Source organism: Saccharopolyspora sp. NPDC002376, from assembly GCF_053593195.1.
On record NZ_JBSFBZ010000038.1, the window covers coordinates 39,190 to 51,383 of the forward strand.

Genomic DNA, 12,194 nt, shown 5'->3' on the forward strand with positions numbered 1-12,194 from the left:
CACTCCGATGATTGAGGAAGTGAACATGTCTTCGTTCTTCACCACCCGACGCCTCGGCGCCATCACCGGTACGGCACTCGCGCTCGCCCTCGGCCTGGGACTGCCGGCCGCGACGGCGGCTCCGGCGCCGCAGGGCACCAAGGCGATGTGCCTGGACGTCGGCAATACCCGGGACAAGGGCGACAAGACGACGATCTGGGAGTGCGGCGACAACCCCAACCAGCGGTTCGTGATCTCCGGCGGGCAGATCAAGGTCGAGGACACGATCGGCACGTGGCGGCAGGAGCGGTGCCTGGACGCCGGCAAGACCCGGACCAACGGTGACGGCGTGCACATCTGGGAGTGCGGTGACACCAACACCAACCAGAAGTGGATCGTCCGCAACTCGCAGATCGTGCTCGCCGACACGGTGGGCAAGGCCCAGGAGATGTGCCTGGACACCGGTAGGACCCGGGAGAAAGGCGACGGCGTGCACATCTGGCGGTGCAACGACGGCAACAAGAACCAGCAGTGGGTCGTCCAGCGCGGCTACATCAAGGTCGCGGACACGCTCTGACACTTGAAAACGTCCGGCCCCCGTCGCAGCGCAAGCGACGGGGGCCGGACCGTGAATCAGTCCTTGAGCAGCGGGGTCTGGAGCAGGACGGTCTTGCGCCGGGTGATGTACTGCGCGCGGCCGGTCGGGAGCTTCTTCGGGCGGACGTCGTGGAAGGCGGCGCCTTCCGTCGGCGGGCAGGACAGCAGGACCGCAGGGGTGTTGACCTCCTGGAGCCGCCGGAGCAGCGGGTCGTAGAGCGAGCGGGACAGGCCGTTGGCGCTGCGGGAGATGATCACGTGCAGGCCGATCTCGTGGCCCTGCGCGAGGCAGTCCAGCAGTGGGACGAACGGGTTGTCGCTCTGGTCGGTGCTGACCATGTCGTAGTCGTCGACGATGAGGAAAAGCTCCGGGCCGGTCCACCAGTCGCGCTGGCTGAGCTGCGCCGGGCTGATCTCCGGGCCGGGCACGCGTTCCCGCATCGCCCGCGACGAACCCGCCACCGCGTCGCGCACGATGTCCTTGGAGACCGCGTAGCCGAGCCGGTACTCCTCCGGCACCGCGTCGAACAGCTCGCGGCGGAAGTCCACGAAGGTGATCCGCGCCTGCTCGGGCGTGTACTGGCTGGTGATCGCGCGGGCGATGTGCTGCACCAGGTTCGTCTTGCCGGTCGCGTCGTCACCGGCGATGAGCAGGTGCGGGTGCTCGGTGAAGTCGTGCCACAGCGGCTCGACGTCCTCACCGGACAGTCCCAGCGGCACCCGCAGCTGGCCGGTGGGGGCCGGCAGCTCGGTGACGTCGAGGACGACCGGCAGCATCTTCACCGGCGGTGCGGCCGGACCGGGCCAGGCCGAGGAGATGGTGCCGATCAGCTCCTGCGTGCCCTCGGACGTGCTGCCCTCGCCGTCCAGTCGCGGCAGCCCGGCGAGGAAGTGAGCCTGGTCCTCGGTCAGACCGCGACCGGGGATCTTCGGCACCGTGGCGGCGGCGCGCATGTTGATGGTGGATTCGACCGGGTCGCCCAGCCGCAGCTCGAGGCGGGTGCCGAGCTGGTCGCGGATGCCGTTGCTGACCTCGCCGGCGCGGCCCGCGGCGATGATCAGGTGGATGCCGTAGTTCAGGCCGCGGGTGGCCAGCAGGGTGAACATCGGCACCAGGTCCATGAAGTCCTGGCGGATGGTGGTCCAGCCGTCCACCACCAGGAACACGTCGCCGTAGGGCTCGTCGGCGAACTCACCGGCCGCGCGGCGCCGCCGGTAGGTGGCCATCGAGTCCACGCCGAGCTCGGCGAACCGCTGCTCGCGCTCCTCCATCAGCGCGTTGACCTGGTTGATCGTGCGCAGCATCCGCTCGCTGTCGAGACGTCCGGTGACGCCGCCGACGTGCGGCAGACCGGCCAGCGAGGAGAGCATGCCGCCGCCGAAGTCCAGGCCGTAGAACTGCACTTCGCGCGGGGTGTGGGTGAGCGCCAGGCCGGTGATCAGGGTGGCCAGCAGGGTGCTCTTGCCGCTCTGCGGACCGCCCGCGATGAGCACGTGCCCGCCCGATCCGGACAGGTCCGCCATCAGCGGCTCGTGCAGCTGATCGAAGGGCCGGTCGATCACGCCGAGCTGGACGCGCAGGTTCCGCTCGGCGTCCACTGTGGTCAGACCGCGTGCCTGGTCGATCTCCAGCGACGGCAGCATCTGCTCCAGCGTCGGCGAGACCTCCAGCGGCGGCAACCACACCCGGTGCGCGGGCGGCCCGGACTCGCCCAGCCGCTGCACCGCGACCTCCAGCAGCGATTCGCCCGTTTCGTCTTGCTGCGCAACGGGTTCCTCGGGCATCGGCAGTTCGCGCGACGGGACGAAGGAGGTGGTGTACGGGACGATCTGACGGGCCACCACGGACTGCCGGATCTCGCGGCGCGCGTGCCGGTAGGTGCCGGAGACGTAGGCCGCCTTGAACCGGGTCAGAGTGTCCACATCGGTCTTGAGGTACCCGGCGCCGGGCTGCGATGGAAGCTGGTGGGCGTCCGGAACGCCGAGCACACCGCGGCTTTCCATCGCCGAGAAGGTGCGCAGGCCGATCCGGTACGACAGGTGCGATTCGAGCTGGTGCATGCGGCCCTCGTCGAGGCGCTGCGAGGCCAGCAGCAGGTGCACCGAGAGGCTTCGGCCGAGGCGGCCGATCATCACGAACAGGTCCATGAAGTCGCGGTGCGCGGCCAGCAGCTCGCTGAACTCGTCGACGACCACGAACAAGGTCGGCAGCGGGCCCAGGTCCGCACCTTCGGCGCGGGCCTTCTCGTACTCGGTGGCCGAGGTGAAGTTGCCGGCCTTGCGCAGCAGCTCCTGGCGGCGGACCAGCTCGCCGTGCAGGGCGTCCTTCATCCGGTCCACCAGCGACGCCTCGTCGGCGAGGTTGGTGATGACCGCCGAGGTGTGCGGAAGCTCGTCCAGGCCGAGGAACGTCGCGCCGCCCTTGAAGTCGACCAGCACGAAGTTCAGCGTCTCCGAGGAGTGCGTCAGCGCCAGCGCGAGCACCAGGGTCCGCAGCAGCTCGGACTTGCCGGAACCGGTGGCGCCGATGAGCATGCCGTGCGGCCCTTGCCCGCCCTGCGCGGACTCCTTGATGTCCAGCTCGATGGGGGTGCCGTCGCCGGCGACGCCGATCGGCACCCGCAGCCGGGCGGCGCCGGCGGCCCGCTGCGCCTGCAGCTTGGGTACGTCGAAGCCGCGCAGGTCGCTGATGTTGAGCAGCGTGGTCAGCTCGAAGTCGGTGGCCAGCGGCTCGGTGGTGTCGGTGGAGATGGCCAGCCGGTAGGGGGAGAGCAGGCGGGCGAGGGACTCGGCGCGGAGGAGGCTGAGCGCATCCGGCTGGCCGATCGGGGAGGTGCTCTCCTTGCCGGCGCGCCCGATCCGCGCCAGCTCAGCGCGGTCGGGGGTGACGCGCATGAGCAGGGTCCGGGGGTCGCTCTGCCAGTCCAGGGAGTCGCTGAGGTCGATCACCGTGGCGTTGCGGTAGCCGTTGGTGGCCATCCGGCTGCCGGGCGCGGGCTGCGCGCCGTCGAGCACCACCACGACGTGCGGTTCGTCGCGGGTGGGCACCGCGTCGCGGTCGAAAAACGGGCGCCCGGCCAGCTCCTCGCCGAGCAGTCCTTCCAGCTCACCGGGGGTTTCGACGATCAGCCGGACCGGTCCGGCGCCGTCGGTGTCGGTCGGGTGCAGGCAGTGCGGCAGCCACTTCGTCCACTGCCACTGGTCCAGCTCCCGGCCGAGGATCACGATGCGCAGGTCCTGCGGCGCGTGCAGCACGACGAGCTGGGCGATCATCGAGCGGACCATGGCGCGGGACGCTTCGACGTCGCCGCGCATCAGGATCCGCGCGTAGGCCCGCAGGTAGAGCGGGACCGGCTGGTCGGCGACCGTGGCGTAGGCGCGGATGAAGCGGCGCAGCGCGTGCGCGGACAGCGGTTCGAGGTCCTCCACCGGCTTGGTGTTGAGCTGCCCGATCCGGGTGCCGAGCTGCTGGTCGCCGACGGCGATGCGGACCTCGCCGAAGTCCGGGTGCTCCGGGCGGACCTCCCACAACCGGGAGGTGCGCACCAGCGACCAGATCGCGTTCGGGTCCGGGTGCCGCCAGGTCTGCGCCTTGCGCTGGGCCACCACCGTTTTGCGCACCTGGCGTCGGGCTTGGGCGAGGTAGCGCAGGTAGTCGCGGCGGGCGCCGTTGATCTGGCGCTTGCGCTCGGCGGCGGTGCGCAGGAAGTTCGCGGCGAGCATGCCGAGCGCGGCCATGACCATCATGCCCATCGCGAAGTACATGATCGTGCTACCGCTACCGCCCATCCCGGGGCGGAGGAAGATCATCACCATCGCCAACGAGCTGAGCGCCATCGGCATGTAGGTGATCATCCCGGAGAAGCCGCTCTGCGTTTCGGGCAGCTCCGGAGGTTCCTGGAGGGTCAGCTCGCCGGACGGCATCGGCGGCCCCGGTTGCCGTTCAGGACGGCGGAACAGCGTGACGCTCACGCGGATTCCCTTCCCGCTGGGGAAAACTGTGACCAACGCAGAATTCCACTGGACGGTGGGGATTTTCAGGTCACGTAAATCGGCGACACCACCATTACCGGAATTCGTCCTAGGGTTTTGCCCAGGACGGCGGCGCCGTCCCGGTCTCGACAATTCGAACTGTCCCCCGACGATCGAGGCTGCTTTCGACGGTGTCGGGCACTGCGAGTTCGGTGCCCGACACCACATTTCGCGGAATCCTTGCGGGAAAAGGGAGCGTGAACCGGCGTGAGCACCACCAGCGCAGCCGCGGGCCTGTGCCGGCTGTCCATCCGGGCACCTGATCGGAATTTCGATCTCGCGGTGCCGACCGACGTGCCGCTGATCGACCTGATGCCGACCATCGTCAGTTACGCGGGCCCCCAGGTCGAAGAGGCCGGGTTGGAGCACGGCGGCTGGGTGCTGCAGGACGTCGGCGGCGATCCGCTGGACGAGGAGTCCACACCGGAGTCCTTGGGCCTGCACGACGGCCAGGTACTGCACCTGCGCTCGAGGCAGGAGGTGATGCCGGCGGTGCACTTCGACGACCTGGTCGACGGCATCTCGAAGGGCATGCAGGAGCGTCCCGGGGCCTGGAAACCCGCCGCCACCAAGCGGCTGCTGCACGGATCGGTGCTGGTCGCGGCCGGGATCATCTGGCTGGGGCTGTTGCTGCCGGGTGGGTTCCCGGGCGAATGGCTGGTGCGCTCGCTGGCGGCTGGTGTCGCGGCATTGCTGCTGCTGGCCGCGTCGCTCTCGGCATCGCGTGCGGTCGGAGATGCCTTCGCGGGCTCGGTTTTCGGTCTCGCTGCGGTGCCTTTCTTCGCGTTGGCCGGATTCCTCGCGCCTGGGCCGGAGGCGTCCGGGATGGCGATTCTGCTCGCTGCGGCGGCGACTGCCGCGGGTGGTGCGGTGTTGGCGTTGGCGGCATCCGGGACGCATCCGCACGCGTTCCTCGGGGTGCTGGTGGTGTGCGTCTTCGGCGTGGTGACCGCGCTGTTGACGCTGCTCACGAACACTTTGGCCGAGGCGGTGTCGGCCACTGCGGTGATCGCGGTGCTGTTCGGCGCGTTCGTGCCCGGGCTGTCGTTCCGGGTGGCCGGGTTGAAGATGCCGCCGCTGCCGACGAACTCCGAGCAGTTGCAGGAGGGCATCGACCCGCACCCGAGCCGCAACGTGCTGGACCGGACCGTGATCGCCGACAAGTACATGACCTCGCTGTTCCTGGCGGTCGGCGCGGTGTGCGCGGTGGCGGTCTTCGGGCTGCTCACCGAACCGAACTGGGCGACCTACACGATGGCCGGCGTGCTGAGCGCCATCATGCTGCTGCACGGGCGCGACGTGGGAGGCATCTGGCATCGGCTTTCCGTTGTGCTGCCGGGAGTTCTCGGGGTCACGATGCTGGTGCTGGCACTGTCCATGCAGGACCTGTTCGGACGCCTGCTGCTCTTCGTGGGCGTGGCGTTGCTCGGAACCGCGCTGATGGTGTCGGGTTGGGTCGTGCCGGGCAACCGCCTTGTCCCCTATTGGGGACGCGCAGCGGACATCATCCACGTCCTCCTAGCGGTGAGCCTCATCCCCCTGATGCTGACCGTTCTGGGCGTATTCGGCTGGATTCGAGCCTTCAACGGCTGAGCTCGGGGCGGTGTCAATTTCGCGAGAAATTGACCGTCACCCGGGTGAACGTCAATTTCTCGCGAAATTGACCACCCAGCGGGTGACGGAGGTGGCTTTGGAGTTACGAGACTTTTGTGAGGGCGTGGGAGTGTGCAGTCGCGGCGGGACCAGGTTCAGGCGCACATGTTCACCATGGGGCGGCTCAGCGCCGGGATGTTGCGGGCCGATCCGGATATCTCCGACACTCCGCAGCGGCGGACTTCGCGCGGTGTCGTCATCGGCGTGGTCATCTCGGTGCTGCTCGGCCTCGGGACGTTCCTGTTCGGGCTGATCAAGCCCGGCGGCGCGACCGCGTGGCAGGTGCCGGGCGCGGTCGTGGTGGAGAAGGAGTCCGGCGCGCGCTGGCTCTACCTCGCCGGCGAGCTGCACCCGGTGCTCAACCAGGCGTCGGCGCGACTGGTCGCGGGCGCGGACATGACCGTGCACACGGTGTCGGCGAACTCGCTGGTGGGAACGCCGCGCGGCGCGACCATCGGCATCCCCGGCGCCCCGGACGGACTGCCGTCACCTGGTGCGCTGAGCAGCGACCCGTGGCTGTCGTGCGCCGCGCCGGTGGACGGCAAGCGGGACTTCACCGCGCTGATCGGTGAAGCCGAGGGCACCGGTCTGACCAAGAACGAGGGCGCGCTGGTCTCCGGGCCGGACGGCGCGGTGTTCCTGGTGTGGTTCGGGCACAAGCTGCGGATGGACACCGAATCCGCCGGTCCCGCCGCGCTCGGCTACAGCACGTCGGACCCGATCGCGGTGCCTGCCGGATTCCTCAACGCGCTGCCCACCGGCCCCGACCTGGTCGCCCCGGAAGTGGCCGGTCGCGGCAACCCCGGGCCGCAGCTGGCCGGGGCGCCGAGCGTGGTCGGGCAGCTGTTCCGCGACGCCGCCGGCAAGCCGTACCTGCTGGCCGAGTCCGGGCTGGTGCCGCTCACCGACACCCTGTTCAAGCTGATCAGCGGCGATCCGCAGACCCAGGCCATCGCCTACGGCGGACAGCCGGTGCAGCCCCGGCAGATCGGTGCCAGCGACATCACCGCGCACTCCGCCCCCACGGCGGCGAAGGACGAGCTGACCCGCGGTGGCGCGTTCCCGGACGCCCCGCCGCAGCTGGTCGGCGACGACGACAAGCAGGCGCTGTGCGTGTCCACGACCCCGGCGCCCGCGGTGACCAGCGTGTCCCTTGTGGACCGCAGCGTCGTGGACGCCGCGCGGCCGGCGCTGCCGCAGCCGGGGATCGCCCTGTCCTGCAGCCGGCCGGACCGGGTCGGCGTGGAGCCGGGCACGGGCGTGCTGGTCGCGGTCGAGCCCAGCGGGGAAACGCCGTCGCCCACGTTGTTCCTGGTCGCGGACAACGGTGTGAAGTACCCGGTCCCGTCCGCCGAAGTGGCGGGAGCGCTCGGGTACGCGGAACCGCCAGTCGAGATGCCTGCGCTGCTGGTGGACCAGCTGGCCACCGGACCGGCGCTGGACCCGGCAGCGGCCGGGCGACCGGTCACCGAGCTGCCGCCGGTGACCCCGCCGCAGTGCTGAATTTCCTTGCCACGTCCCTGTTCTGGGATGTGGTTCCACACCCCCGACGGTTCTAGTTTCGGTCGCGAGGGTGCGGGCAGATCAAGCTGGATCGACAACAGGAGGAAGACCGGTGGCACTTGACGGAGGCCAGAACGGGCCGCAGATCGTCGCGCAGTCCGCGCAGATCAAGCAGGGCATCAACTCGCTCACCCAGCACACGTCGATCATGCAGAGCACCGAAGGCCAGGTCACCGCGCTGTGCGAGGACCTGCGGGCCGCCTACGTCTCGACCGCTTCGCAGCAGCTGCTGCAGAAGATCAACAGCTGGCTCGGGCTCTACCGGCAGGCCAAGGGCGAGTTCGACCGGATCATCGACGGTCTGCAGGGAACGGACACCAAGTTCCTCGACATCAACGAGCAGAACATCCAGGAGGGCCACAACTTCATGAACGACTTCTACAACGGGCTTTCCGGCAGCAAGTGACCTACTGACCACGCACCCAGGAGATTCGAATGAGCGGGCTCGAAGGAATTCTGAAGACCAACCCCAACGCGGTCAACGAGATCTCCCAGCAGATGACCCAGCTGGCCACGAAGATGCGCGAGCAGATGGAGCAGCTCGAGGTCCAGCTGGGCAAGCTGGCCCAGGAGTCCGGTGGTCAGTGGGCCACCGAGTGGACCAACGCCCAGCGCAAGATCAACGAGTTCGAGCGCCAGATGGACGACCAGATCAAGGTCGGCGGCGTGACGGTGAACAGGATGAACGAGAACAACGTGAACACGGACAAGGGCACCAGCCAGTACTTCGTCCGCTGACGCCGCGCGAGGTCACGAAACCATGGCGGAGAACGACAACGGCGAGATCGCGTTCGACGAGGGCGAAGCCGACAGGATCAAGGGGCGCCTGCTGAAACTGGCGGGCGAAGTGGCCGGCAACGGCTTCGTCCAGAAACTGTCGACTGACAGCAACAAGTTGCTGCCGGGATCGACCCAGGAGGCGGAGAACCTCAAGACGACGGTGAGCGGTCTGATCAGCTCGTCGTCGACGCAGCTGCACACGGTCACCAGCAAAACGCTCCCGAAGATGGGCGACAACCTGGACGCGACCAAGCAGAAGTTCCAGCAGAACGAGCAGGACAACAAGGATCACACGACTCAGTTCTTGCAGGACGTGACCGGCAAGTACTGATCCTCCGTTCTGCGCGAGCAGTTCACGCAATGCAAACGACAGGTCGTCGCGGTCGCAGTGCCGACCGCTGAAGGGTTGATGTCATGTCCGGTGCTTGGGAGCAGGCGGTCAACAGCGTTCTCCCGAAGGAATCGCCGGTGCGCGACCGCGACGATCTGGCGGGGCCGCAATCACCGTCCTGGATCTCTGAGGTCGGCTACAAGCTCGTCTTCGACGGCAGCGGGCCGGAGGGCTGGCACGTCTGGCGCAAGGCGTCGGTGACCTCGAGCAGCGCGGTGCGGGTGGACAACTCGCAGCAGTCGGGCGGGCATTCGCCGGACACCTACGCCACGCAAGGCACTCTCTACGTCTGGGCGAACCTCAACCTGGCGCTGTTCGACGGCCAGGACACCACGTTCGGCCAGCTGTACAACCTCGGTGCCCAGAGCCTGGACCCGCTCGTGCACCCACCGCAGGCCAACTCGGCCACCAGCATCCCCAGCTTCCGGGAAACCGCGGACCTGCTGGCCAACGCGAGGAAGTTCCTCGAGGACAAGGCCGACGAGGTCGGGAAGCTTGCCAGCGAAGTGGAGAGCAGCAGCGCGCTATCCGGGGAGACGGCCAAAGCCCTGCACCAGACCGTCCAGACATTCGGGCTCAACCTGAGCACGTTCGCCAAGGATCTCGGCCGCGACGACGTGGTGAACCAGCTGCGGACGACCGGGGCGAGCTTGGAGACCGGGGTCAACCAGCTGTTGCAGGCCTTCCAGGCCTGGAAGTTGACGCAGCTGTCACATCCGATCCACGCGGTGAAGAACGCGCTGGACAGGTATGACCTGAACGCCACTGTCGACGGTGAGCAGCTGACCGGCATGCAACACGCGGTCGGCAGTGCGCTGAACGCGGACTTCGGCAAGAACCTGGACGTCGAGGCCAAGAGCCTCTGGATGGACAACTACGCGGTCCAGCTGGATGGCCCCGGCGGAGAGATGTTCAATTCGGTCCAAGGGCAGATCCAGACCACGCACGGGATCACCCCGGAGTCGATCGAGTTCGGCACCAGCGGCGGCGGCACCGGCGGCAACCAGCAGCAGGAGCTCGACAAGTACAAGCAGCAGGTGGAGGAGCAGCAGCAGAAGTACGAAGACCAGCTCAAGGAGCAGCAGGAGCAGCAGAAGGAACAGCAGCAGAAGTACGAAGACCAGCTCAACGAGCAGCAGGAGCAGCAGAAGCAGGAGCAGGAACAGCAGCAGCAGGACCTGCAGGAACAGCAGGAGCAGCAGCAGGACCTGCAGGAGCAGCAGGAGCAGCAGCAGGACCTGCAGGAACAGCAGAACGTGCCGCCGGAGAACTTCGGCGAATCGAGCCAGGTCGACACCGGCGGCACGGGCGGCGACACCAGCGGTGGGACGGGCGAAGACAGCGATTTCGACCTGCCCGACACCGACACCGGCACCGACGAGGAAACCGGCGGGACCCAGCAGAACGAGTTCGGTGGCGGGAACGGCATCGGGAGCGACAACGAGCAGAACGGCACCTTCACGCCCCCGCCGCCGTCGATCGGCAACTTCGGTTCGTCCCAGCTGAACCCCAACATGATGTCCAAGCTGGACCCCAACGGCTCCGGCGGCAGCAACGTGGTCGGTCCGGACGGGACCGTGGTGACCAACCCGGACGGCACGCCGCTGAGCATCCCGCCCGACTCGAAGATCAACCCCGACGGCACCGTCACCAAGGCCGACGGCTCGTTGCTGCGCGATCCGCAGGGCAACCTGGTCAAGGTGCCACCGGGCTCGTCGATCCAGCAGAGCTTCCCACCGGGCTCGGTGGTGAACCCGGACGGAACCGTCACCAACCCGGACGGGACGCAGGTGCGCGATTCCCACGGCAACCTGGTCAAGGTTCCGCCGAACTCGGCCTTCCACCCGAACTCGCAGGGCAGCAGCACGCTCTACCCGTTCGGCAAGACGAACCTGTCACCGAACCTGTCACCGGACCTGCACACCACCGGGAACAAGCACGGATTCGGCACCGGCTCTGGCCTGGAGACCAACAACAAGCGCGTCGGCGGCTTCGGCTCCGCGGAGATCAATGATCCGACGCGACGGTCCACTGTGAACTCGTCTGCGCTGGACGACGCAATGCGCAAGCCCACCAACCCCAGCACGGAGAGCAGCTTCAAGGGCGCCAAGGGCGGCGCGGGCGGTCAGCAGCCGATGATTCCGCCGCCGCCGATGGCGGGCGGTGGTGGCGGCGGCGACCAGAACAAGGACCGGCAGCGCACCACCTGGCTGTCCGAGGACGCCGACACCTGGAACACCGAGGACGGCTTCACCGGCGCCATCGGCCGCTGACCCATCCCGGCCCTGACCTGCGGAGATCGGTGTTCCACGCAAATTCCACTGAAATTGCGGATCGCTGGACGTCGGAGTCCGGGGATGACTTGAGGATGTGAGGAGTAGCGGTGAGTCGAGTGCCCTTCAACCTGCAGGCGCAGTTGGACCAGGCGATGCGGGAGATCACCGAGACGCAGCAGCGGATGCAGGAGCTGGAGGAGGAGCTGCGGGCTCGGTCGGTGACCGCGCGGTCCAAGGACCGGATGGTGTCCGCGACGGTGGACTCCGCCGGGGGGTTGAGCAAGCTGGAGTTCCACGACGAGCGGTACCGGTCGATGGCCAAGGCCGAGCTGGCCGACGCGATCGTCAAGATCGTCGGCCAGGCGCGGGCGGACATGACTGCGCAGGTCAACGCCGCGGTGCAGCCGCACATCGGGGAGGCCGCCGAGCTGCGCGAATCGCTGCACAACGGGTCGAACTGGGGCGAGTTCCTGGCGCCGCTGTTCAAGATGCAGCAGGAGGCGTCGAACTTCCCGAACGCGGGGCGGCGTGATGGCTGAGCAGATCCAGATCCCGGAGGACCTCAAGCAGCGGTTCGCCCGGTTGCAGATGGCCGAGGACGACCTCCGCGAGGCGCTGTTCATCTGGCACGGGCTGGACAGCGCGGTCAAGACGGCGGCCGGGAACGACGAGGAGACCTCGAAGCAGATCAAGGAGAAGGCCGACGAGATCAACCCGGTCATCTCCGAGCTGCTGGACGTCCTGGGCGAGACCTTCGGCATCAACTCCGAGAAGGGCAAGGCCACCCACAACAAGTTCGCGGACGCCGAGGACGAGAACACCAAGCTCGTGAACGCCCTGGACAACGGCACCGAGGGCGGCGGCTCGTCCTCGTCCGGCGGTGGCAGGCACTGACCGAGTCCTCTGTGGACGGCTGTTGAACC

Annotated in this window: 10 protein-coding genes; 9 read left to right on the forward strand and 1 reads right to left on the reverse strand. The window is 68.1% G+C overall.

What is annotated here, in order from left to right; all coding sequences use genetic code 11:
• Positions 1-25: 25 nt before the first annotated feature.
• A complete protein-coding gene (locus tag ACWCO2_RS23685; protein WP_450129943.1) occupies positions 26-556 on the forward strand; it encodes an RICIN domain-containing protein in 531 nt (176 codons plus the stop codon).
• Between the two features lie 56 nt (positions 557-612).
• On the opposite strand, the gene eccCa is transcribed toward ACWCO2_RS23685, so the two are convergent.
• Positions 613-4,548 carry a type VII secretion protein EccCa gene (eccCa, locus tag ACWCO2_RS23690; protein ID WP_450129944.1) on the reverse strand — a complete coding sequence of 1,312 codons (3,936 nt, stop codon included), beginning with the start codon at positions 4,546-4,548 and terminating at the stop codon, positions 613-615.
• Positions 4,549-4,815: 267 nt separating this feature from the next.
• On the opposite strand from eccCa, the gene eccD reads away from it, so the two are divergent.
• The 8 genes from eccD (at position 4,816) to ACWCO2_RS23730 (ending at position 12,165) form a co-directional block, all read left to right on the forward strand.
• The gene (gene eccD, locus ACWCO2_RS23695; protein ID WP_450129945.1) at positions 4,816-6,201 is read left to right on the forward strand and encodes a type VII secretion integral membrane protein EccD; all 1,386 of its coding nucleotides are present in this window, start codon (positions 4,816-4,818) and stop codon (positions 6,199-6,201) included.
• 132 nt (positions 6,202-6,333) lie between these two features.
• Positions 6,334-7,764: a type VII secretion protein EccB gene (gene eccB / locus ACWCO2_RS23700; protein WP_450129946.1), complete on the forward strand. Its 1,431-nt coding sequence runs from the start codon at positions 6,334-6,336 to the stop codon at positions 7,762-7,764.
• A 112-nt stretch (positions 7,765-7,876) separates the two neighbouring features.
• Positions 7,877-8,230 carry a hypothetical protein gene (locus ACWCO2_RS23705; RefSeq protein ID WP_450129947.1) on the forward strand — a complete coding sequence of 118 codons (354 nt, stop codon included), beginning with the start codon at positions 7,877-7,879 and terminating at the stop codon, positions 8,228-8,230.
• Between the two features lie 29 nt (positions 8,231-8,259).
• Positions 8,260-8,562: a hypothetical protein gene (locus ACWCO2_RS23710; RefSeq protein ID WP_450129948.1), complete on the forward strand. Its 303-nt coding sequence runs from the start codon at positions 8,260-8,262 to the stop codon at positions 8,560-8,562.
• 22 nt (positions 8,563-8,584) lie between these two features.
• Positions 8,585-8,935 carry a hypothetical protein gene (locus ACWCO2_RS23715; protein WP_450129949.1) on the forward strand — a complete coding sequence of 117 codons (351 nt, stop codon included), beginning with the start codon at positions 8,585-8,587 and terminating at the stop codon, positions 8,933-8,935.
• 83 nt (positions 8,936-9,018) lie between these two features.
• Positions 9,019-11,268: a hypothetical protein gene (locus tag ACWCO2_RS23720; RefSeq protein WP_450129950.1), complete on the forward strand. Its 2,250-nt coding sequence runs from the start codon at positions 9,019-9,021 to the stop codon at positions 11,266-11,268.
• Positions 11,269-11,378: 110 nt separating this feature from the next.
• Positions 11,379-11,810 carry a YbaB/EbfC family nucleoid-associated protein gene (locus ACWCO2_RS23725; protein WP_450129951.1) on the forward strand — a complete coding sequence of 144 codons (432 nt, stop codon included), beginning with the start codon at positions 11,379-11,381 and terminating at the stop codon, positions 11,808-11,810.
• The gene (locus tag ACWCO2_RS23730; protein ID WP_450129952.1) at positions 11,803-12,165 is read left to right on the forward strand and encodes a hypothetical protein; all 363 of its coding nucleotides are present in this window, start codon (positions 11,803-11,805) and stop codon (positions 12,163-12,165) included. The genes ACWCO2_RS23725 and ACWCO2_RS23730 overlap by 8 nt, the downstream gene beginning before the upstream one ends.
• Positions 12,166-12,194: the final 29 nt, after the last annotated feature.

Coding starts and splice junctions, on each gene's coding strand:
- ACWCO2_RS23685 (WP_450129943.1), top strand. CDS start 26: ATGTCTTCGTTCTTCACCACCCGACGCCTCGGCGCCATCACCGGTACG.
- ACWCO2_RS23710 (WP_450129948.1), top strand. CDS start 8,260: ATGAGCGGGCTCGAAGGAATTCTGAAGACCAACCCCAACGCGGTCAAC.
- ACWCO2_RS23715 (WP_450129949.1), top strand. CDS start 8,585: ATGGCGGAGAACGACAACGGCGAGATCGCGTTCGACGAGGGCGAAGCC.
- ACWCO2_RS23720 (WP_450129950.1), top strand. CDS start 9,019: ATGTCCGGTGCTTGGGAGCAGGCGGTCAACAGCGTTCTCCCGAAGGAA.
- ACWCO2_RS23730 (WP_450129952.1), top strand. CDS start 11,803: ATGGCTGAGCAGATCCAGATCCCGGAGGACCTCAAGCAGCGGTTCGCC.